We start from the raw sequence: 20017 nt of genomic DNA, 5'->3' as shown, positions 1-20017 counted from the left end.
TTCATCATGATTGTTTGGAGTGTAGCTAACCAGAAAGGTGGCGTGGGTAAAACCACCTCAACAGTGACATTAGCGGGTTTGCTGAGTCAAAAAGGTCATCGCGTACTGATGGTCGATACTGACCCTCACGCATCACTGACTACCTATCTTGGTTATGATCCTGACGCAGTAACTTCGAGCCTATTTGATTTATTCCAGTTGAAGACATTCTCTCGTGAAGCGGTGAGGCCGTTAATCCTAGAGACAAAACTGGAAGGGATGGATATCATTCCCGCGCATATGTCCCTTGCGACGCTTGATCGTGTCATGGGGAATCGCAGTGGGATGGGGCTGATCTTAAAACGAGCTCTACAAGCGGTCTCACAAGACTATGATTATGTGTTGATTGACTGCCCGCCAATTCTTGGTGTGATGATGGTGAACGCACTGGCCGCCAGTGACCGAATTTTGATTCCCGTTCAAACCGAGTTTTTGGCGATGAAAGGCTTGGAACGCATGATGCGCACGTTAACCATTATGCAAAAGTCTCGTCCGGGTGGTTTCAAAGTGACTATCGTTCCAACGATGTATGACAAGCGCACCAAAGCGTCTTTGCAAACATTGATGCAACTGAAGAACGATTACCCAAATCAAGTATGGACCTCTGCGGTGCCGATTGATACCAAGTTCCGTGATGCTAGTTTAAAGCACTTGCCAGCTTCGCATTTTGCATCTGGTAGTCGTGGTGTGTTTGCGTATAAACAGTTACTGATTTACCTGGAGAGGTTAGCGTTCGATGAGCAGTAACGACGTGCTTTCCAGTGAACAAGCGCTTGATGACTACTTTAATGCGCTATTGGGTGATGAGGCTGAAGCAACGACTCTTGAGGAAGAGCTTGACTTGCTGGCTCAAGAAATATCATCTGCAGAGCCAGAGCCAGAGCCAGAGCCAGAGCCAGAGCCAGAGCCAGAGCCAGAGCCAGAGCCAGAGCCAGAGCCAGAGCCAGAGCCAGAGCCAGAGCCAGAGCCAGAGCCAGAATTGCAGTTTCAATACTCGGAGCCGGAAACTTACCAGTTTCAAGAAGCGTACCCGCCAGAATTGGAAGCCCCAAATCTGGAAGATGTGCAAAGGTTATTAAGTCAGCTTGAAGCAAGCAACCCTGTAGCCGAGTTAGATATTGATAGTATTCTTGAACAAAATACGATTGATATTGCAGCAGAAATAAAAGCGGCTGAGCCAGACGTACAAACGGTTAGTGAGGCGCCCGAGTTACAAACAGTTGAAGAGATACAAGACTGGGTGATTGATGCGCCAGTTTTTGAGGAAACTCAGCCAGAACTGGTTGAACCTCAATCGGTGATTGAGCATGATGTCAATATAGAATCGAATGTTGATACTGAGCTCGAGACACAAACAGGTTCCGAAATACCAACTGACTGGGAAAGCACGAAGCGAAGTGAAGATTTTCAAGTGCTTTACTTTGATGTGAATGATGTCACGTTTGCCGTACCGCTTGATGAGTTAGGTGGTATTCATCGCATCAGCGAGCTTAACCATTTAATAGGAAAGCCCGCCTGGTATTTGGGGCTACAAACAAATCGTGAACAACAGTTTGATGTCGTCGATACCGCGAAATGGGTGATGGCAGATAAGCTTCGCGATGACAGTTACAAAGATAATTACCAATATGTTGTCATGCTTGGAGAGAGCATGTGGGGGCTGGCCAGTAACCAACTAATGGGGACGGAAACGCTCAATATCAACAAGGTTCGCTGGCGTGAACAGGCGGGTAAACGCCCTTGGCTAGCGGGCATGGTAAAAGAAAAAATGTGCGCCTTAATTCATGTCCAGGCGCTCATTGACATGCTAAACGCCGGTTTAGATGTCAAATCACTGAATTAGATTTAAGTCGGGAACGACATTAACGAGGATTAACTATGTCTCAAGCTTTTGAAGTAGAAGTGAAGAAAGATGCATCGAATGACGAAGTTCTTCAGTGGGTGACGTTCCAGCTAGAAGAAGAAACGTATGGCATCAACGTAATGCAAGTTCGTGAAGTACTTCGTTATACTGAAATTGCACCCGTTCCAGGTGCGCCAGATTATGTTCTGGGTATCATCAACCTGCGTGGTAACGTGGTTACTGTTATCGACACGCGTTCGCGTTTCGGCCTGATGGAAGGCGAAGTTACAGATAATACTCGTATTATTGTGATCGAGTCTGAGCGTCAAGTGATTGGTATTTTGGTAGATAGTGTGGCAGAAGTGGTTTACCTACGTTCTTCTGAAATTGACACGACGCCTTCTGTCGGTACTGATGAAAGCGCGAAGTTCATCCAAGGTGTGAGCAACCGTGACGGCAAACTTCTTATCCTTGTGGATTTGAACAAGCTCCTAACGGATGACGAATGGGACGAGATGGCTCACCTATAATGGGCTGAATAATGATGGCTGAAGAGACTCTTTTATCTGTTCCATTCCTTGCGGGTGGCGTCGCTTTTATCGTGTTGGTGTTGGTTGTTTTGCAACTGAGCATTCGCTCGGGGTTGCAAAAGCAAGTAGACCAGCAACGAGCACAGTCTCGACATGTAGATAAAGAAGTACAAAAGTTGAGTAAGCAGTTACTCGAAGTGCGTTCGGTTGTCGTTGGTCTTGGACAAAAAGTAACGGAACAACAAGACATTATTCAGCACCTAAACGAGAGAATTCGTGAACTCGAGCACGCTGATACTGATGGTCGCTTGTACAGTCGAGCTTCTAAAATGGTACAGCTTGGTGCAGATATCAATGAGCTCATTGAAGAGTGTGAACTGCCAAAAGCTGAAGCGGAATTGATGCTTTCACTACAGAAAAAACTGGCGGGAAAAGAGAAAATTCCACCACTAAGCGGTCAGCCATCAGATGATGCAGAATACCCGACGCGTGGACGTCGTCGACGCTAAAGGTTTTAAAGCGATAAAAAGAGGCGATAAGCCTCTTTTTTGTGTTCGGTTACTAATTATCTTTTTGCAATACAGCCGTAGATTACCTTAAGCTCTTTTCACTCTTAGCACTCGCTCCCCAAGTTAAAATGAGAGCTTATAACTACTTATAGTTAATTTTATTAAAGTGTGACGATTAATTAACAAAAATACATGAACTTACATACATCCCAGCCCTCTTATCCTGTTTTGTCATAACTAAGCTGTGTTAATATAGCGCTTCGTTCATTTTTTAGTTGAAGCTCTATGTTAGAAGTATCTAACCTGACAGCGATCCGTGATGAGAGGGTCCTGTTTGAAAACCTGCAGTTTGAAATTAAGCCTGGTGAATTGGTCCAGATAGAAGGGCGCAATGGTACTGGCAAAACTACGTTACTACGTATTGTGACAGGTTTAGGTGATAGAGAAGAAGGCATCATTAAGTGGAAAGGAGAAGAGGTTGAAAAATCTCGTGATGTTTTCCATCAAGATCTGCTGTTCTTAGGGCATCAAACTGGAGTGAAACGAGAGCTTACCGCACTAGAAAACTTACGTTTTTACCAATCTATTCAAAATAACCGCTCTTCTGACGAAGAAATCTTCACTGCTTTAACTCAAGTTGGTTTAGCTGGTCGAGAAGATGTGCCTGTAGCACAGCTTTCCGCAGGTCAGCAACGACGAGTGGCACTAGCAAGGTTATGGCTCAGTAAGCAAATTTTATGGATTTTAGATGAACCGTTGACCGCCATCGATAAGCAAGGCGTCAAAGTGCTTGAATCTTTGTTCGCAAGTCACGCTGATAATGGCGGTATTGTCGTGTTGACGACGCATCAAGATATGTTTTCGGACAGCCCGAAACTTAGAAAAATAAAGTTGGGTGATTGATATGATTCCATCTATGACCACCATCATTCGCCGCGAGCTATTGATAGCATTTCGCCGTCAGGCAGACATTCTGAACCCGCTTTGGTTCTTTATTATTGTTATTACTCTGTTTCCTCTTAGTATCGGGCCTGAACCAAATTTGTTAGCACGTATTGCAGCGGGCATTGTTTGGGTTGCCGCATTGCTATCCGCCTTATTATCATTAGAGCGTCTATTTCGTGATGATTTTCAAGACGGTGCATTGGAACAAATGATGCTAATGCCGATTCCATTGCAACTTGTAGTGGTTTCAAAGGTCATAGCACATTGGTTGTTAACAGGGTTACCTCTGATCCTAATTAGCCCATTATTGGCGGTTTTACTTTCGCTCGATTTCAATACTTGGCTATCTGTTGTACTAACCTTGATGATCGGTACACCGACACTAAGTTTTATTGGAGCTATTGGTGTGGCTTTGACGGTTGGGTTGCAAAAGGGGGGCGTTCTTTTGAGTTTGCTTATTCTTCCGCTCTACATCCCAATTTTGATTTTCGCAACATCAGCAATTGATGCCGCCGCGCTTGGTATGGCGTATAACGGTCAACTAGCAATTTTAGGTGCGATGCTAATGGGAGCGATGACGTTAACGCCTTTTGCCATTAGTGCCGCATTGAGAGTTAGTGTTAACTAACTCAATAAAGTGCCAATGAAGCGGCGCTTGATCAAAGAATTATTATTAAAGCACTGCTACGGTCTCAGCCCTTTAGACAGTGTCCCTGAAGTAAGAGTGAGAACAAAACATGTGGAAATGGCTACATCCTTATGCCAAGCCAGAAACCGCTTACCGTTTGAGTGGTAAGTTTCTGCCTTGGTTTTCTGTATTGGCCCTCGTATGCTTATCGGTTGGTACGGTTTGGGGGCTTGCATTTGCGCCTTCAGATTACCAACAAGGTGACAGTTTCCGAATCATCTATATTCACGTCCCATCAGCTATTTGGTCTATGGGCGTTTATATGTCGATGGCGATTGCGGCATTTATTGGCTTAGTATGGCAAGTACGTCTATCTGATATGGCGGCGCTTGCGATGGCGCCGATTGGTGCGGTATTTACCTTCATTGCTCTACTTACTGGTGCCGTTTGGGGTAAGCCAATGTGGGGCACTTGGTGGGTATGGGACGCCCGTCTTACTTCAGAATTGATTCTTCTATTTCTCTACCTTGGTGTTATTGCGCTTTATCACGCGTTTGACGATCAGAAAACAGCCGCAAAAGCGGCGGGTATTTTAGCGATCGTAGGCGTCGTGAACCTACCTATCATTCACTTTTCCGTAGAATGGTGGAACACGCTTCACCAAGGCGCGACGATCACGAAATTTGAACAACCTTCTATTTCATCCGACATGCTTTGGCCGTTATTGCTAAACATCTTTGGCTTTGCGTTCTTCTTTGGTGCAGTGACGATGGTACGTTTTCGTAACGAAATCATCAGTAAAGAAAGTCACCGCCCTTGGGTGCGCAAACTCGCAACAGAACAAACTCAGTGAGGTAATTGATTATGCATTTTGAATCTCTGAGCGACTTTTTTGCCATGGGTGGCTACGCATCATACGTATGGAGTGCGTTTGGTATTACTTTCTTATCCATGCTGATCCTTCTGATCACTAGCCTTCGCCGCGGTGATGCATTATTGAAAGAAGTGAAAGCAAAAATTGACCGTCAAGCTCGTATCGACGCAGCGAAGAACATGGAGAACACCTTATGAACCCGAGACGTAAAAAGAGGCTAGGTATCGTACTAGCGATCTTTATCGGTATTAGTGCCACCATTGGTTTGATACTTTATGCGCTTAACCAAAATATGGACCTTTTCTACACTCCAACGGAATTGGTTAATGGTAAGCCAGATGGCACCAAGCCAGAAGTAGGCCAGCGTCTGCGTATTGGTGGTATGGTGGTTGTGGGCTCGGTTCGTCGAGATCCTAATTCTTTGAAAGTGAGTTTTGACCTGCACGATGTCGGTCCTAAAGTGACGATTACTTATGACGGTATTCTTCCTGACTTGTTCCGTGAAGGGCAGGGTATTGTGGCTCAAGGTGTACTGAAAGATGCCACGACAGTTGAGGCATTTGAGGTCCTAGCGAAGCACGATGAAGAATACATGCCACCAGAAATTGCGGAAGCGATGAAGAAAACGCATGAACCGCTTCAATACAGCACAGAACAGAAACAAGGAAGCGGCCAATGATTGCTGAAATCGGTCACTTTGCTCTCATTCTTTCGCTTGCAATGGCTGTGCTGCTGAGCGTATTGCCATTGTGGGGAGCATCGAATAATAACACCATGCTCATGAACACAGCGCGACCGCTATCTTGGTCTATGTTCCTAATGCTGTTGTTCTCTTTCGCCATTTTATGTTGGGGATTTTATACCAACGACTTCACGTTACAGTATGTAGCGAGCAACTCGAATAGTCAGCTTCCTTGGTACTACCGTTTAACCGCAGTATGGGGTGCACACGAAGGTTCACTGTTGCTATGGGTGTTAATCCAAGCTGCTTGGACTGTCGCTGTAGCGACATTCAGTCGTGGTATGCCGCAAGAGTCGGTTGCACGTGTACTTGCCGTAATGGGCATGATCTCAGTGGGTTTCCTACTGTTTATCATCCTAACGTCAAACCCATTCCTACGTACGTTACCGTTCTTCCCGGTTGACGGACGTGATTTGAACCCTCTGCTTCAAGACCCTGGTTTGATTGTTCATCCGCCAATGCTTTACATGGGCTACGTTGGTTTCTCGGTTGCCTTCTCCTTTGCGATCGCATCCCTAATGACCGGACGCCTTGATACGGCTTGGGCCCGTTGGTCTCGTCCTTGGACAACCGCTGCATGGGTATTTTTAACACTCGGTATCGCACTAGGCTCTTGGTGGGCTTACTACGAACTTGGCTGGGGTGGCTGGTGGTTCTGGGATCCAGTAGAAAACGCATCATTCATGCCTTGGTTAGCGGGTACCGCATTAATGCACTCTCTTGCCGTGACAGAAAAACGCGGCACATTTAAAGCGTGGACGGTACTATTGGCAATCTCTGCATTTTCGTTGAGTTTGTTGGGCACATTCTTAGTCCGTTCCGGTATTTTAGTATCGGTGCACGCGTTCGCGTCTGACCCGTCGCGCGGTATGTTTATTCTAGGCTTCCTCGTTTTCGTTATCGGCGGCTCTTTATTGCTGTTTGCCGTAAAAGGGGCAGCAGTACGTGTACGTGGTAACTTCGACTTAGTCTCTCGTGAAAACGCGCTCTTAGCCAATAACGTATTACTTATCGCAGCACTTGTTGTGGTGTTAGTGGGGACACTGTTGCCGCTCGTACATAAGCAGCTTGGTTTGGGGTCGGTTTCTATCGGTGCGCCATTCTTCGATATGCTGTTTGCGTGGTTGATGATGCCATTTGCTTTCCTACTTGGTATTGGTCCACTTATCCGTTGGAAGCGAGACAATTTATCTAAACTTGTGAAACCAATGCTCATTTCAGGTGTGCTTGCTTTCGCCTTGGCTGCGGTATGCGTGTTCCTGTTTGCCGACTTCTTCTCAACCATGGCTTACATTGGCTGGGTAATGGCGGTTTGGATTATTGCAATGCATGGCTTTGAACTATATGAGCGTGCAACGCACCGTCATAGCTTTAGTGAAGGCGTTCGCAAGCTGCAGCGTAGCCACTGGGCGATGATGTTGGGTCATGTTGGTCTGGCGGTATCTGTTATCGGTATTGCGATGGTACAGAACTACAGCATCGAGCGTGATGTACGTTTAGCACCTGGCGAACATTTCCAAATTCAAGGTTATGATTTCTACTTCTCAGGCCTGCGTGATAAAGATGGTCCAAACTACGATGGCTACATCGCGGATTTTGAGATCACACATGATGGCAAATACGTGAATACGCTTCACGCTGAGAAGCGCTTCTACCGTACGGCTAAGTCTATGATGACCGAAGCTGCCATTGACCGTGGAATTAGTCGTGACTTATACATTGCAATGGGTGAACGTTTAGACGACAACCGATCTTGGGCTGTTCGTATTTACTATAAACCGTTCGTTCGTTGGATTTGGGCTGGCTCTTTGATTATGGCGTTAGGCGGTGCACTAGCGATTTCAGATAAGCGTTATCGCTTCCGTAAATCTTCAAAGAAAAACGCGAAGTCAAAAGAGCAGGAGGCATAACATGAATAAGAAAATCTTATTTATTCCGCTCGTCGCTTTCATGATTTTGGCGGGCATTTTCGCAACCCAGTTAATGCGCAACCAAGAGGGCGATGATCCAACGAAATTGGAGTCGGTTTTGGTTGGTAAGCCAGTTCCTGAGTTTCACTTAGAAGACTTAGCTGAACCTGGAAAACAATACGACCAGTCAATTTTTAAAGGTGAGCCGTTGCTCTTGAACGTTTGGGCAACGTGGTGTCCAACATGTTATGCAGAGCATAAATACCTAAACGAATTGGCGGGTAAGGGCGTTAAGATCATCGGTATGAATTACAAAGATGATCGTAACAAAGCGGTAGGCTGGTTGAATGATCTCGGCAACCCTTACTTAATTAGCCTATTTGATGGTAGCGGTATGCTTGGTCTTGACCTTGGCGTTTATGGTGCACCAGAAACATTCATTATTGATGCAAATGGTGTGATTCGTTATCGCCATGTGGGGGATGTAAACCCACGTAATTGGTCAGAAACACTGGAGCCGCTTTACAACAAACTGGTTGAGGAGGCGAAGCAATGAGAAAGCTGATCCTTGCAGTCTTTGCTGCCATGACATTATCTCTTGCTGCTCACGCTGCCATTGAGGTGTACGAGTTTGATAACTTGGAACAAGAACAGCAGTTCAAAGAGTTAAGCCATACGCTCCGTTGCCCTAAATGTCAGAACAACACGATCTCGGATTCTAACGCTGAACTTGCTCAAGACTTACGCCATAAGGTGTACGAAATGACCAAAGAAGGTAAGTCCAAAGATGAGATTGTTGATTACATGATCGCCCGATATGGTAACTTCGTGACTTACAACCCACCATTTACGGTTGCTACTGCGATCTTGTGGCTAGGGCCGCTCGCTGTGGTATTGGGTGGTTTTGGTTTGATTGTACTGCGTAGCCGTAAATCTAAAGTTAAGGCAAAAGCGAGCAGTGACGAGCAATGGGATGAGCAAAAAGAGGCTCGTTTAAAAGCATTGCTTGAAGAAGAAGAGAACAACGGAGATAAGAAGTAATGACACTATTTTGGATTTCCACCGTTGCTCTTACGCTTATTGCTTGTGCGCTGGTGGCTTTGCCGCTGCTTAAACAAAAAGCGAACAATGATGATGTGTTACGCGATGAGCTCAACAAGGCATTTTATAAAGACCGTCTATCTGAGCTTGCAGAAGAAACCGACGAAGGGCTGGTTGAAAGCGAAGACGAACTGATTTCTGATCTAAAGCAGTCTCTCCTTGACGATATTCCGGGTGATAAAGCGCAAAAAGAAACCAAGGTTTCACCAATCGCGGTTTTAGTTCCATCGGTAATTCTGACGGTGGCGTTGAGCTATGGCTTGTATTACAAATTTGGCGCGTCAGACGATATTGTTCAATGGCAAGAAGTGTCTGCAAATCTACCTGAGTTATCGAAAAAGCTGATGTCGGCTTCTTCTGAGCCGTTGAGTGACGATGAAATGGCGGATTTGACCCTTGCCCTCCGAACTCGCTTACATTACCAGCCGGAAGACTCGACAGGTTGGTTACTGCTAGGTCGTATTGCGTTAGCAAATCGTGATGTCACGACTGCTATCGATGCGATGGAAAAGTCATATCGCCTAGAGCCCAAAGAGCCTGATGTGATGTTGGGTTATGCACAAGCTCTGATGCTGTCTCAAGAGGAAATGGATCAAGCGACGGCTCGCTCATTACTTGGCAAGCTGATGCAGCAAGACTATGTCGATCTGCGTGTGTTTTCTTTGTTAGCGTTCGATGCGTTTGAGCGTCAAGACTTTCCGGCAGCGATCAAGTACTGGGGAATCATGCAGCAAATGATTGGTCCAGAAGATAGCCGCTACGAGATGTTGTCACGCAGTATTGAGAGTGCTCGTAAGCAAATGGGCGAAGCGGTTTCACCGGATAAGAGTGTAGCTGTGACAATTAATGTGGCACCAAATGCTCAGTTGGATCCAAACGCAGTTCTGATTGTATCGGTACATCGTGCAGATGGCTCACCAATGCCTGTTGCGGCAGCTCGCTATCCGCTGGGTACTTTCCCTCGTACAGTCGTATTAGATGATGGTAATGCCATGATGCAGGGGCAAAAACTATCTTCACTCGACAAGTTAATCGTCCGTGTGCGTGTGGACTCTGACGGTAACGTAGCAACGCGTGACCAAGATTGGTACGGAGAGAGTGACGTCGTTGAATTTGGCACGCCGGTTGAAGTGACCATTGACCAGCAATATTAATCGTTAGCGTCTGTCTCTGAAATATGACAACGGGGTAGAGTCTGTTGCCTTTAGTGGTATGACTCTAAACGATCGAGTAGAATACCGAAGGCCAGCGACTGCTGGCCTTTATTTATTCCCATATCTGAGTCATCTTTACTACGTATACTGCTCAACATACGTACAACTGTTCATTGGGTGACTTAGGTACATTAATAGTCGTTATGGAAAATAAAATGTATAACAAGGGTAAATCTACCTTCTTGTTACTGCTTGCAGTTGGACTGGTTGGCTGTTCAAGTGCGCCTGATGAAGCAGTAACAGGACAAGAAACAAATCAAACGACTTCTGATGTGTATGACCCGTTGGAAGGCTTTAACCGAACCATGTGGGAAATCAACTACGAATATTTAGATCCGTATTTGGTTCGTCCTGTATCACTTGCGTATGTGGAATACACGCCAGTTCCTATTCGTTCCGGTATCGCTAACTTCTTGTCGAACTTAGATGAGCCAGCCAGCATGGTTAATAACTTAGTCATGGGTAACGGCACGAAAGCCGTAGACCACTTTAACCGTTTTTGGATTAACTCGACGTTTGGTATTTTCGGTTTATTCGATATTGCAAGTGCCGCGGGTATTACGAAATACGACGAGAAAGCGTTCAGTGATGCAGTAGGCCACTATGGTGTTGGAAATGGCCCTTACTTCATGATTCCAGGTTATGGCCCGTATACCTTACGTGAAGTGACAGATACCGTAGATAGTACGTATTTACCCCTCTCTTACCTCAACTTCTGGGCGAGTTTGGGTAAGTGGGCGTTTGAAGGCATGGAGAAGCGTGCTTTATTAGTACCGCAAGAAGCACAGTTAGACTCGTCGCCAGATCCATATATTCTTACTCGCGATGTTTATATTCAGCGTCAAAACTTTAAAGCAGAAGTTGAAACGGTGGAAGAAGTTAACATCGAAGAAGAAGAGTATTTAGACGAATACCTAGAAGACTTTTAAGCGCTGTTCTTTACAATATACAAATAAAAAAGGCTTAGCTGATGCTAAGCCTTTTTCATATTTTTGCTGTTTGGTTAGAAACGGTAGTTTGCTTGAACACCGATTAGCCAAACATTACCCGTAGTTTCGCCTACGAATTGGCCGCCGACTTGTTCTGCAGCGTCGTCTGACTTGTAACCACGAGACTCAACGATTGGTGCGTCTTTCGCGAAAATATAGGTGAAGCCAGCGTCTAGGCTGAAGTCTTCCGTCCAATCGTACGTTGCGCCAATACTTAGCCAAGTACGGTCAGTTTCTGGAATAGTGATCGTACGGTTTTTGTCGCTTACCGCTGAAGTATCGTATGCAATACCAGTACGTAGCGCTAGCTTAGGATCAAGCTGGTAAGTGGCACCAACAGCAAAGCGGTAGTTATCTTCCCAGTTTTCTACTTTAACCATATGCGTGCCAGCGGTATCTAGGCGTGCTTCCAATTTCTCGAAAGAGCTCCAATCCGTCCAGTTAAAGCTTGCGTGTAACGCAAGTTGGTCTGTTACTTGGTGGAAACTTGCCAGCTCAGCTGTTGCAGGCAGGTTTAGGTACATATAGCCGTTGTCACGCAGCTGTGGAAGCTCAGAAGTACCGAAGCCAAAACCTAGACCTTCAGCATGGCCTTCAAGCTTCAGTTCAACTTCAGATTTGTACGCGAAGCCGATACGGTTATTTTCATTGATCTGCCATGCAGTACCAACTTGCCAGCCCCAAGCGGTATCGTCACCTTCCATGTATTTTAGAGCGGTACCTTGAGGAACACTGATAGGATCGCCAGTTAAAGGGTGCTTTCCTACAACGTTATTCTTAGGAGCTGCTGCGCCAAAGCTGCCTTCGCCGATGATGTAACGGATACCACCACCAACGCTGATTGATTCATTGACTTTGTAAGCTGCGTTTAAGTTCGCTTCCATTGTCGTTACGCTTGCTTCGTTACCGAAGTGCGATGCACCAAAGCCTTTCCCTAAATCGGTTTCCATGCCGTAGTTGGTGCCAAATGCCAAACCAATCGCGAATTTCTCATTGTATTGGTGTGATAGGTAGAAGTTTGGAATGATTGCATCATGGGCGAAATCATCTGAAGATGCAGAAGAAGTACTACCGTGGAAGTTTACATCACCTTCAATATCAATATTTGGGTTCACATAGATTGCACCAACGGACACTTGAGTGCCTTCCAAATAAGTTAGCATTGCTGGGTTACGCCATTGTGCACTTGCGTTGTCAGCCATTGCTGCTTCACCAGCATATGCTCGACCTAGGCCTGTTGCAGAATATTCAGCAAGTTGGAAACCTGCTGCGTTAGCCATGCCCGTTGTGCCAAGTAGGCTTAATGCCACTGCTGTTGATAGAAGAGTCTTGTTGGTTTTCATTCGAATGTTCGCTGATTTGTTTATAACGTGGGACGAAAGTTTAAAGGTAGAGTTTTTACTTTAGAAATGGAAATCCAACATAAGTAGTCATTTGGAATATTATTCTTTCAAGTGTTACTTGGGTGGTTTAATTGTCTGACTGTGAAAGGCTTGTAAATGGGATTCAGCGAACAGCTGTGCGTCCTAATTGTGAGATTTAGATACACGTGTTCACTCAAATTGAGTGGGCAATAAATCGCAGATATGAAAAAAGGCTGGAAATCCAGCCTTTTATATAAAGTATTTTTCTACTAACTAACAGCGAAGCGTTTAGAAGCTACGGCTGTATTGTAAGCCGAATAGAATTGCATCAGCATGAGTTGTTGCTGTTACACCGGTAGAAAGACCAGGAGCTAATTGAGTATTCTCATTAACTTTTACATCTTCACCTAACAAGTACGTGAAGCCAAAATCGATGTTTGAGCTATTATCAATATGGTAAGAGAAACCTGTGGAGAACCACTGGCGATCTGAGTCTGGTACCGAGATAGACGTTACTTTATCTTGAGCGCTTGTGTCGTACATGTAACCAGCACGAAGTGTCCAGTTGTTGTTTAGGTAGTAAGTACCACCAATTGCGTAGTGCCAGCCATCTTGCCATTGATAGTCTTTCGAGTAACCACCTTTAAGTAAACCCTGATTTAGGTTCTCAAAATCAATTTGGTCGAAATCTTTCCAGCCGATGTATTGAATGCTGTAGTGTACAGCAAACTTAGTGTCTTGGATTTTGTGGAAACCAGAAAACTCTGCCATATCTGGTAGAGGTAGCGTGATTTCCTGACCTTTGTCGTCTTTCGCCGTAAATTCAGGACTGTAACGATACGCTAGACCAAAACGGTTGTTTTCATCTAGTTCGTACACAGTACCAACGTTGAAACCAACAGCCCAACCATCAGCTTTATCTACGTCCAGAATTTTTTGACCGCCAACCCCTGGGACTGAAGAGCTAGTTGTACGCTTCATTGTGCCTTGGCCGTAGATTAAATCTAAACCAGCACCAAAGCTCCATTGTTCGTTTAAACGGTAAGAACCCGCAAAGCCAAAGTTGAGGCTTTTTACATCCGTAAGACCACCGTACTCGGTTGCGGTGTAGTTATCTGAAAATTCAGTTTTAGTGCCGAAATTAGAGTATGCGTTTACGCCCCATGCAAACTTGTCATTTACTGGAACGATTAGGTGAATGTTTGGAGCTATTGACGTATCACCCACATCATCAGTGTCAGCAACATTTACAGTACTGGAACCCAAAGGAGTATTAACGTTATATTTCGCATCTTTCACTTCAATCATTGAAGTAATGCTTTCGAAACCTAGCGAAAGTTCCATTTTATCAAATAGAGCCATTGCTGCTGGGTTACGAGCCATTACCGCGGCGTTATCTGCGATTACTGCATCACCAGCAAATGCACGGCCGATGCCAGTTGCTGATTGAGCGTTGATTTGGAAACCCGCTGCCATCGATTGACCTGAGGCAAAAGCTACCGTTACTGCTAGGAGAGTCTTTTTAAACAGACGCGTGTTCTGAGTCATTTGTTTTTCCTTATTAGATTCGTCTCTTTGGACGATAAATTGAGCTTTTGCTCAGTGGCGCAGATAGTAGTATCAATAGTTGCTTGGACAAATCCGACCATTGGATAAAATTGAATAAAAATTGCAGAAATGATGTCTAAAAGGCGGGAAATTGCACTTAAAATGCATAATTTAGAGTTTAAGCTCTAAATGCTATAGCGATGGTGAATGTTTTGTGTTCTATTTATACAAAAATGCCGCTAAATAAGATCATTTAGCGGCATTTAACCTTTTGAAGGCTGGAAATCGTCGAAGTTATTACATCGGTTTAATCATTGATGCAAGAGTCGTAGCGATAGCATCAATATTTTCACCTTCTTCTCCGACTAAAATCAGGCTTGAACTCCCGACGGGCTGAACGATTCCGGTCATGCCATCCTTATTAAAGTCGGTACTTTGTTCGCTAGGAATACCAGTAATAAATAACGTTACTTTACCTTTTGGACCTTGGAATACCATATGCACCGCATTGGATTCGCCAAAACCGCAGTGGTTTAGGTAGTAAACGTGATATGGAAAGTTTTCACTAAACTGGTAATGAAATGGCGACATTTTCGCATTAATTTGCGAGCTCGGTACATCCTCATCAAGATGACGAACAAAAGGTTCTTCATGAATAACGTGTTTCATCGCGGTATCAGCTAAACTGGCTTGTGCTGGAGACACCAAAACATTTCCCCAGTTTACTTGACCAACTAATAATCCTGCGGTGAACGCAATAGAAGCGGCAAGTGCCATTGCTTTGCGCACAAAGTTTGGTCTGACGACCTTCTCTTCATCAAGTGCACTCGACGTCTGACTAAATAAAATCTTATCAGCGAGATCTTCAGGTACATCCACATTCATGGCTTGTTTAATTTTTACGTCGAGATCCAAAACGTCATCAACAAACTTATTGTTGGCGTCGCTACCAGCTAAAGCTTGCAGAATCTCTTCATCCTTTTGTTTTGGATCCGACAAAATACGACGACGAAATTCTAAATCATCCATTCTTTTGTCCTCTCTTAGTATCTTGAGAATCCAACATCTCTTTGAGTTGATTACGAGCGCGAAATAATCGAGTCATCACTGTATTTTTATTTAAATCAAGAATGTCGCCAATCTCTTCTCCGCTGAAACCACCGACAACTTGGAGAAATAAAGGCTCGCGGTATTCAACATCGAGTTTCATGATCTGTGCTTGCAGCCATTCTTGCTGATGATGTGGGTCATCGCTGACTTTAGCATCATTGCCGTAATCATCGATATCAACTAAATCAAATTGTTTACGTTCGAAGCGGCGCGCATTTTCTCGTCTCAATATTGTGATGAGCCAAGACTTGGCAGCTTTTTCGTCCTGAAGGCTATCGAGTGACTTCCAAGCTCTAAGACAGGTTTCCTGAACTAGATCTTCCGCTATCGCTTTATCTTTGCACAACCAGTATGCGTAGCGATATAAGTCACGATGGTACCCTCGGACGAGCGCTTCGTATTTTCTTTGCTTGTCCATATCAGAGTTGACCGGACTGTTGGAATTTTTCTTTCCAAACATTTTTAATATGGCCACAGGAGCCTCCATCCTCGCTCTGTGAGTTTCTTATTTGTTCTGAGCATGACTTTACTTTTCAATAGCCTCGCGGTTTCGGTTGAGCGTGTGTCGTAGATAACCTCTGACACAATAAGCTATGTGGTTACTTAAAAGTGTATACGCAAATGCCAAATATCATCGAACATGAATTGGTAAAGATTGTTAACAATATCATCATTAGTAATCAATGGTTTGGATAAGTTCATTCGATGGGACATAAAAAGAGACTGCTAGCGGTGAATTTTTGAATAGGTTTGCATCGCTGAGCCTTTTAGATGTGCTTAAAGCTCGTAAAATCACTATAAAATTGATCTATTTCAAAATATCAAGCAGTGAAGGGGTTATAGTACATCTTGTCATCTCGTTAGTCATTGCGACTAACATGTTGAGCAAGATGACACTTCCTTTTGAAGGCTGACTTTACTTTCTCCTAATCAGGAAACTGATTAATTTTCAATTGGCGTAAGTTAATTGTTTTATAGATATTCCGACCACACAGTTATGTGTGGTTTTTTTTTGCTTCGATTTTACCTTCCATATACCTCTTACCGTTTTAACTCTCTATAGTTAATCATTATTAATCGCATAAGAATCAAAGAAGTAGAGTAATTGATCTACTTGCTTCACGTTTATTTAAACGCACGTTTGATAAATTTAACAAATTCATTACAATGCATCAGGTCAGACCTCTTGTATTTAAGGAGAAACAATGGGTAAGCAGGAAGTAAAAACACGCAATGGTGAGCGTGTCGCTATTGTCGCGGGGCTTCGAACTCCCTTTGCTCGTCAAAGCACGGAATTTAGCCAAGTGCCAGCGGTCGATTTAGGGAAAATGGTAGTAAGAGAAATGCTTGCTCGAACAGATATTGATCCGAAGCTAATCGAACAAGTGGTATTTGGACAAGTAGTACAAATGCCTGAAGCGCCAAACATCGCACGAGAAATCGTGTTAGGCACCGGTATGAACATCCATACTGATGCTTACAGTGTGACTCGAGCGTGTGCGACGAGTTTTCAAGCGGCGGTTAATGTCGCAGAAAGCATCATGGCGGGAACCATCGATATTGGTATTGCTGGCGGTGCAGACTCTTCTTCCGTCTTGCCTATTGGCGTCTCTAAGAAACTGGCCGCTAATCTGCTTGCTCTAAGTAAGACAAAAACAATGGGTCAGAAGCTTAGCATCCTCAAAAACTTGAGCTTTAAAGACCTTATGCCAGTGCCTCCTGCAGTAGCCGAGTACTCGACGGGCTTGTCGATGGGACAAACTGCGGAGCAAATGGCGAAGACGCATGGTATTTCTCGTGCAGAGCAGGATGCGCTAGCACATCGCTCTCATACGCTGGCTTCCCAAGCTTGGAAAGAAGGCAAGATCCAAGGTGAAGTGATGACGGCTTTTCCCGAACCATACAAAAAATGGATTTCGGAAGACAACAATGTCCGTCACGCCTCAACCGTAGAAGGGTACGCGAAACTTCGACCTGCCTTTGATCGCCAGTATGGCAGTGTTACGGCAGCTAACAGTACGCCACTGACTGATGGTGGTGCGGCAGTGATGTTGATGCGCGAAGGTAAAGCGAAAGAGCTTGGCATGGAGATTCTTGGCTACATCCGCGGCTACGCATTTTCAGCGATCGGTGTGGAAAAGGACATGCTGATGGGACCGACTTATGCCACAGCGAAAGTGCTAGAAAATACAGGCTTGGAGCTGTCTGATCTGACGTTGATCGACATGCACGAAGCGTTTGCTGCGCAAGTATTGGCGAATGTGAAGATGTTTGCTTCAGATAAGTTTGCTCAAGAAAATCTAGGTCGTTCGAAAGCGATCGGTGAAATCGACATGGATAAGTTTAACGTGCTTGGTGGCTCAATCGCTTACGGTCACCCATTCGCGGCGACAGGTGCACGAATGATGACGCAAACCCTACGTGAACTGAAACGCCGTGGTGGCGGTATTGCATTGAATACCGCATGTGCAGCTGGCGGTCTTGGTGCAGCAATGATTCTGGAGGTTGAGTAATGAGCGAGCAAAAAGCATTTAGTCTAAAAGTTGATGAGCAGAATATTGCTTGGTTAGCGATTGACGTACCTAATGAAAAAATGAATACGCTACAGGCGGCTTTTGCTGATGAAATGAAAGAAATCTTTGCTCAGCTAAAAGACGCCAGTGGCATCAAAGGGATGATCATTCATTCCCTAAAACCGGACAACTTTGTCGCGGGGGCCGATGTTCGCATGCTAGAAGCGTGCACGACCGCAAGTGAAGCAGAAGCATTAGCGAGGCAAGGTCAAGAGCTATTCCAGCAGCTATCGGACTTACCATATCCTGTGGTTGCCGCTATTCACGGTCCATGTTTGGGCGGTGGTTTAGAGCTTGCTCTTGCATGTGATTATCGTGTTTGTACGGATTCAGATAAAACGCGTTTAGGCCTACCAGAAGTACAGCTTGGATTGCTGCCAGGTTCCGGCGGTACGCAGCGTCTGCCGCGTTTGATTGGCCTGTTACCTTCACTGGACTTGATCTTGACGGGTAAACAGCTTCGCGCAAAGAAAGCTAAAAAGCTGGGTGTGGTTGACGCCTGTGTCCCTGACACCATTTTGCTCGACGTAGCAAAACAGTTTATCGACAAAGGTAAAAACAAGGGTACGAAAAAGCTATCGACGAAAGAAAAAGTGATGTCGGGTAGCGGGCTAGGGCGCAAGTTTGTGTTTGAACAGGCAGCGAAGAAAACCAATCAGAAAACCCGTGGTAACTATCCTGCAACGGTCGCGATTTTAGACGTTATTCAGCATGGTTTAGAGAAAGGTTTCGCCCAAGGACAAGAGCTTGAAGCGAAACGCTTCGGTGAGCTTGTGATGAGCTCTGAATCAAAAGCGCTCCGTTCTATCTTCTTTGCGACAACGGAAATGAAGAAAGAAAATGGTACGGATGCGAAACCCGCGCCAGTTCATAAAGTTGGCGTGCTTGGCGGTGGCTTGATGGGCGCAGGAATCAGCCATGTGTCTGTTGCAAAAGCGAAGGTGCCTGTCCGCATCAAAGACGTCAGCAACGATGGCGTTCTAAACGCACTCAACTATAACTACAAGTTATTCGAGAAACAGCGTAAACGTCGCATTCTATCAAAAGCCGATCTGCAAGCGAAAATGTTACAACTGTCTGGCGGTGTCGACTTTACCAGCTTTAATCATATTGATGTTGTAATTGAAGCCGTTTTTGAAGACTTAGATCTTAAACAAAAAATGGTGGCGGATATTGAAGCGAATGCCAAGCCGGAAACCATCTTTGCGACCAATACTTCTTCGTTACCAATCCACAAAATTGCAGAAAAAGCGGAGCGTCCAGAAAACGTAGTGGGTTTGCATTACTTCAGCCCGGTAGAAAAAATGCCGTTGGTGGAAGTGATTCCGCATGAAACGACATCAGATGAAACCATTTCAACAGTCGTTGCACTTGCTAAAAAGCAAGGTAAAACCCCGATCGTAGTGAAAGACAAAGCGGGCTTTTACGTGAACCGCATTCTTGCGCCATACATGAACGAAGCGGCGCATATTCTGCTGGCTAACGAACCGATCGAAAAGATTGATACGGCGTTGCTTGATTTTGGTTTCCCTGTCGGCCCGATTACCTTACTGGATGAAGTCGGTGTCGACATTGGCGCGAAGATCATGCCGATTCTAGTCAACGAGTTAGGTGAGCGATTCAAAGGCCCGGACGTGTTCGATATCTTATTGAATGACGGTCGCAAAGGACGTAAGAGCGGGAAAGGTTTCTACACTTACAAAGGTAAGAAGAAAGATGTCGATAAATCTATCTACAAGCTGCTTAAGCTCGATCCTGAATCTAAGCTGAGCGATAACGATATTGCGTTGCGCTGTGTACTACCAATGCTGAATGAAGCGGTACGTTGTTTGGATGACGGCATCATTCGCTCGCCACGTGATGGTGATATTGGTGCAATATTTGGCATTGGTTTCCCTCCATTCTTGGGCGGTCCATTCCGTTATATGGATCAGTTTGGCATTAAAGAACTGGTTGAGAAAATGAATGAGTTTGCATCGAAGTATGGCGATCGTTACGCACCGTGTGATGGTTTGCTTACTCGAGCTGGAGAAGGAACCACATTCTATTAAACGTTGCTTCGGTAAAGAAAAAGGCTTGCCAGTGGCAAGCCTTTTTC

20 protein-coding genes are annotated in these 20017 nt (G+C 45.0%); 16 read left to right on the top strand and 4 right to left on the bottom strand.

The annotated features are described in order from the left end of the window. Window positions 1–6 precede the first annotated feature (6 nt). The 14 genes from LIX84_RS07340 (at window position 7) to LIX84_RS07275 (ending at window position 11264) form a co-directional block, all read left to right on the top strand. Window positions 7–786: a ParA family protein gene (locus LIX84_RS07340; RefSeq protein ID WP_226421003.1), complete on the top strand. Its 780-nt coding sequence runs from the start codon at window positions 7–9 to the stop codon at window positions 784–786. Then, window positions 776–1882: a chemotaxis protein CheW gene (locus LIX84_RS07335; RefSeq protein ID WP_226421002.1), complete on the top strand. Its 1107-nt coding sequence runs from the start codon at window positions 776–778 to the stop codon at window positions 1880–1882. The genes LIX84_RS07340 and LIX84_RS07335 overlap by 11 nt, the downstream gene beginning before the upstream one ends. A gap of 35 nt (window positions 1883–1917) precedes the next feature. Continuing rightward, the gene (locus tag LIX84_RS07330) at window positions 1918–2412 is read left to right on the top strand and encodes a chemotaxis protein CheW (RefSeq protein ID WP_005380507.1); all 495 of its coding nucleotides are present in this window, start codon (window positions 1918–1920) and stop codon (window positions 2410–2412) included. A 14-nt stretch (window positions 2413–2426) separates the two neighbouring features. Continuing rightward, window positions 2427–2921: a DUF2802 domain-containing protein gene (locus tag LIX84_RS07325; RefSeq protein WP_226421146.1), complete on the top strand. Its 495-nt coding sequence runs from the start codon at window positions 2427–2429 to the stop codon at window positions 2919–2921. A 285-nt stretch (window positions 2922–3206) separates the two neighbouring features. Continuing rightward, window positions 3207–3824 (top strand): cytochrome c biogenesis heme-transporting ATPase CcmA, encoded by a 618-nt coding sequence (gene ccmA / locus LIX84_RS07320; RefSeq protein ID WP_012841536.1) that lies wholly within the window; start codon window positions 3207–3209, stop codon window positions 3822–3824. Between the two features lies 1 nt (window position 3825). Next, window positions 3826–4494 carry a heme exporter protein CcmB gene (ccmB, locus tag LIX84_RS07315; protein ID WP_006741714.1) on the top strand — a complete coding sequence of 223 codons (669 nt, stop codon included), beginning with the start codon at window positions 3826–3828 and terminating at the stop codon, window positions 4492–4494. Between the two features lie 109 nt (window positions 4495–4603). Next, a complete protein-coding gene (locus LIX84_RS07310) occupies window positions 4604–5347 on the top strand; it encodes a heme ABC transporter permease (protein WP_005394301.1) in 744 nt (247 codons plus the stop codon). An 11-nt stretch (window positions 5348–5358) separates the two neighbouring features. Next, on the top strand, window positions 5359–5565 hold the full coding sequence (gene ccmD / locus LIX84_RS07305) for a heme exporter protein CcmD (protein ID WP_005380515.1): 207 nt from the start codon (window positions 5359–5361) through the stop codon (window positions 5563–5565). Continuing rightward, complete coding sequence (gene ccmE / locus LIX84_RS07300) at window positions 5562–6047, top strand: cytochrome c maturation protein CcmE (protein WP_005380516.1); 486 nt, start codon at window positions 5562–5564, stop codon at window positions 6045–6047. The genes ccmD and ccmE overlap by 4 nt, the downstream gene beginning before the upstream one ends. Next, window positions 6044–8020: a heme lyase CcmF/NrfE family subunit gene (locus LIX84_RS07295; RefSeq protein ID WP_226421001.1), complete on the top strand. Its 1977-nt coding sequence runs from the start codon at window positions 6044–6046 to the stop codon at window positions 8018–8020. Before ccmE ends, LIX84_RS07295 begins: the two co-directional genes overlap by 4 nt. Window position 8021: 1 nt before the next feature. Beyond that, a complete protein-coding gene (locus LIX84_RS07290) occupies window positions 8022–8576 on the top strand; it encodes a DsbE family thiol:disulfide interchange protein (protein ID WP_012841537.1) in 555 nt (184 codons plus the stop codon). Next, window positions 8573–9061: a cytochrome c-type biogenesis protein gene (locus LIX84_RS07285; protein WP_074191667.1), complete on the top strand. Its 489-nt coding sequence runs from the start codon at window positions 8573–8575 to the stop codon at window positions 9059–9061. The genes LIX84_RS07290 and LIX84_RS07285 overlap by 4 nt, the downstream gene beginning before the upstream one ends. Then, on the top strand, window positions 9061–10275 hold the full coding sequence (gene ccmI / locus LIX84_RS07280; protein WP_226421000.1) for a c-type cytochrome biogenesis protein CcmI: 1215 nt from the start codon (window positions 9061–9063) through the stop codon (window positions 10273–10275). Before LIX84_RS07285 ends, ccmI begins: the two co-directional genes overlap by 1 nt. Before the next feature lie 215 nt (window positions 10276–10490). After that, a complete protein-coding gene (locus LIX84_RS07275; protein ID WP_005394290.1) occupies window positions 10491–11264 on the top strand; it encodes an MlaA family lipoprotein in 774 nt (257 codons plus the stop codon). A 74-nt stretch (window positions 11265–11338) separates the two neighbouring features. On the opposite strand, the gene LIX84_RS07270 is transcribed toward LIX84_RS07275, so the two are convergent. The 4 genes from LIX84_RS07270 to LIX84_RS07255 form a co-directional block, all read right to left on the bottom strand. Beyond that, the gene (locus LIX84_RS07270) at window positions 11339–12667 is read right to left on the bottom strand and encodes an outer membrane protein transport protein (RefSeq protein WP_226420999.1); all 1329 of its coding nucleotides are present in this window, start codon (window positions 12665–12667) and stop codon (window positions 11339–11341) included. Between the two features lie 309 nt (window positions 12668–12976). Further along, window positions 12977–14236, bottom strand: coding sequence for an outer membrane protein transport protein (locus LIX84_RS07265; RefSeq protein WP_124008391.1), 1260 nt, complete (start codon window positions 14234–14236; stop codon window positions 12977–12979). Between the two features lie 297 nt (window positions 14237–14533). Beyond that, entirely contained in the window at window positions 14534–15265 is a 732-nt protein-coding gene (locus tag LIX84_RS07260; RefSeq protein ID WP_005380527.1) for a DUF3379 domain-containing protein, read from the bottom strand. Continuing rightward, window positions 15258–15833, bottom strand: a complete 576-nt coding sequence (locus LIX84_RS07255) for a sigma-70 family RNA polymerase sigma factor (RefSeq protein ID WP_029836529.1) — start codon at window positions 15831–15833, stop codon at window positions 15258–15260. The genes LIX84_RS07260 and LIX84_RS07255 overlap by 8 nt, the downstream gene beginning before the upstream one ends. Before the next feature lie 718 nt (window positions 15834–16551). Here LIX84_RS07255 and fadI point away from each other — a divergent pair. Continuing rightward, a complete protein-coding gene (gene fadI / locus LIX84_RS07250) occupies window positions 16552–17859 on the top strand; it encodes an acetyl-CoA C-acyltransferase FadI (protein ID WP_226420998.1) in 1308 nt (435 codons plus the stop codon). Next, on the top strand, window positions 17859–19970 hold the full coding sequence (gene fadJ, locus LIX84_RS07245) for a fatty acid oxidation complex subunit alpha FadJ (protein ID WP_104969676.1): 2112 nt from the start codon (window positions 17859–17861) through the stop codon (window positions 19968–19970). Before fadI ends, fadJ begins: the two co-directional genes overlap by 1 nt. Window positions 19971–20017: the final 47 nt, after the last annotated feature.

The organism is Vibrio sp. E14, assembly GCF_020515785.1.
Classification (GTDB): Bacteria; Pseudomonadota; Gammaproteobacteria; order Enterobacterales; family Vibrionaceae; genus Vibrio; species Vibrio diabolicus.
This window is presented reverse-complemented; position numbering and strand designations above follow the sequence as displayed.

What these genes read in the sequence shown, in the direction of transcription:
- LIX84_RS07340 (WP_226421003.1), top strand. Translation starts at nt 7, where the DNA reads ATGATTGTTTGGAGTGTAGCTAACCAGAAAGGTGGCGTGGGTAAAACC.
- LIX84_RS07335 (WP_226421002.1), top strand. Translation starts at nt 776, where the DNA reads ATGAGCAGTAACGACGTGCTTTCCAGTGAACAAGCGCTTGATGACTAC.
- LIX84_RS07330 (WP_005380507.1), top strand. Translation starts at nt 1,918, where the DNA reads ATGTCTCAAGCTTTTGAAGTAGAAGTGAAGAAAGATGCATCGAATGAC.
- LIX84_RS07325 (WP_226421146.1), top strand. Translation starts at nt 2,427, where the DNA reads ATGGCTGAAGAGACTCTTTTATCTGTTCCATTCCTTGCGGGTGGCGTC.
- ccmA (WP_012841536.1), top strand. Translation starts at nt 3,207, where the DNA reads ATGTTAGAAGTATCTAACCTGACAGCGATCCGTGATGAGAGGGTCCTG.
- ccmB (WP_006741714.1), top strand. Translation starts at nt 3,826, where the DNA reads ATGATTCCATCTATGACCACCATCATTCGCCGCGAGCTATTGATAGCA.
- LIX84_RS07310 (WP_005394301.1), top strand. Translation starts at nt 4,604, where the DNA reads ATGTGGAAATGGCTACATCCTTATGCCAAGCCAGAAACCGCTTACCGT.
- ccmD (WP_005380515.1), top strand. Translation starts at nt 5,359, where the DNA reads ATGCATTTTGAATCTCTGAGCGACTTTTTTGCCATGGGTGGCTACGCA.
- ccmE (WP_005380516.1), top strand. Translation starts at nt 5,562, where the DNA reads ATGAACCCGAGACGTAAAAAGAGGCTAGGTATCGTACTAGCGATCTTT.
- LIX84_RS07295 (WP_226421001.1), top strand. Translation starts at nt 6,044, where the DNA reads ATGATTGCTGAAATCGGTCACTTTGCTCTCATTCTTTCGCTTGCAATG.
- LIX84_RS07290 (WP_012841537.1), top strand. Translation starts at nt 8,022, where the DNA reads ATGAATAAGAAAATCTTATTTATTCCGCTCGTCGCTTTCATGATTTTG.
- LIX84_RS07285 (WP_074191667.1), top strand. Translation starts at nt 8,573, where the DNA reads ATGAGAAAGCTGATCCTTGCAGTCTTTGCTGCCATGACATTATCTCTT.
- ccmI (WP_226421000.1), top strand. Translation starts at nt 9,061, where the DNA reads ATGACACTATTTTGGATTTCCACCGTTGCTCTTACGCTTATTGCTTGT.
- LIX84_RS07275 (WP_005394290.1), top strand. Translation starts at nt 10,491, where the DNA reads ATGTATAACAAGGGTAAATCTACCTTCTTGTTACTGCTTGCAGTTGGA.
- LIX84_RS07270 (WP_226420999.1), bottom strand. Translation starts at nt 12,667, where the DNA reads ATGAAAACCAACAAGACTCTTCTATCAACAGCAGTGGCATTAAGCCTA.
- LIX84_RS07265 (WP_124008391.1), bottom strand. Translation starts at nt 14,236, where the DNA reads ATGACTCAGAACACGCGTCTGTTTAAAAAGACTCTCCTAGCAGTAACG.
- LIX84_RS07260 (WP_005380527.1), bottom strand. Translation starts at nt 15,265, where the DNA reads ATGGATGATTTAGAATTTCGTCGTCGTATTTTGTCGGATCCAAAACAA.
- LIX84_RS07255 (WP_029836529.1), bottom strand. Translation starts at nt 15,833, where the DNA reads ATGGAGGCTCCTGTGGCCATATTAAAAATGTTTGGAAAGAAAAATTCC.
- fadI (WP_226420998.1), top strand. Translation starts at nt 16,552, where the DNA reads ATGGGTAAGCAGGAAGTAAAAACACGCAATGGTGAGCGTGTCGCTATT.
- fadJ (WP_104969676.1), top strand. Translation starts at nt 17,859, where the DNA reads ATGAGCGAGCAAAAAGCATTTAGTCTAAAAGTTGATGAGCAGAATATT.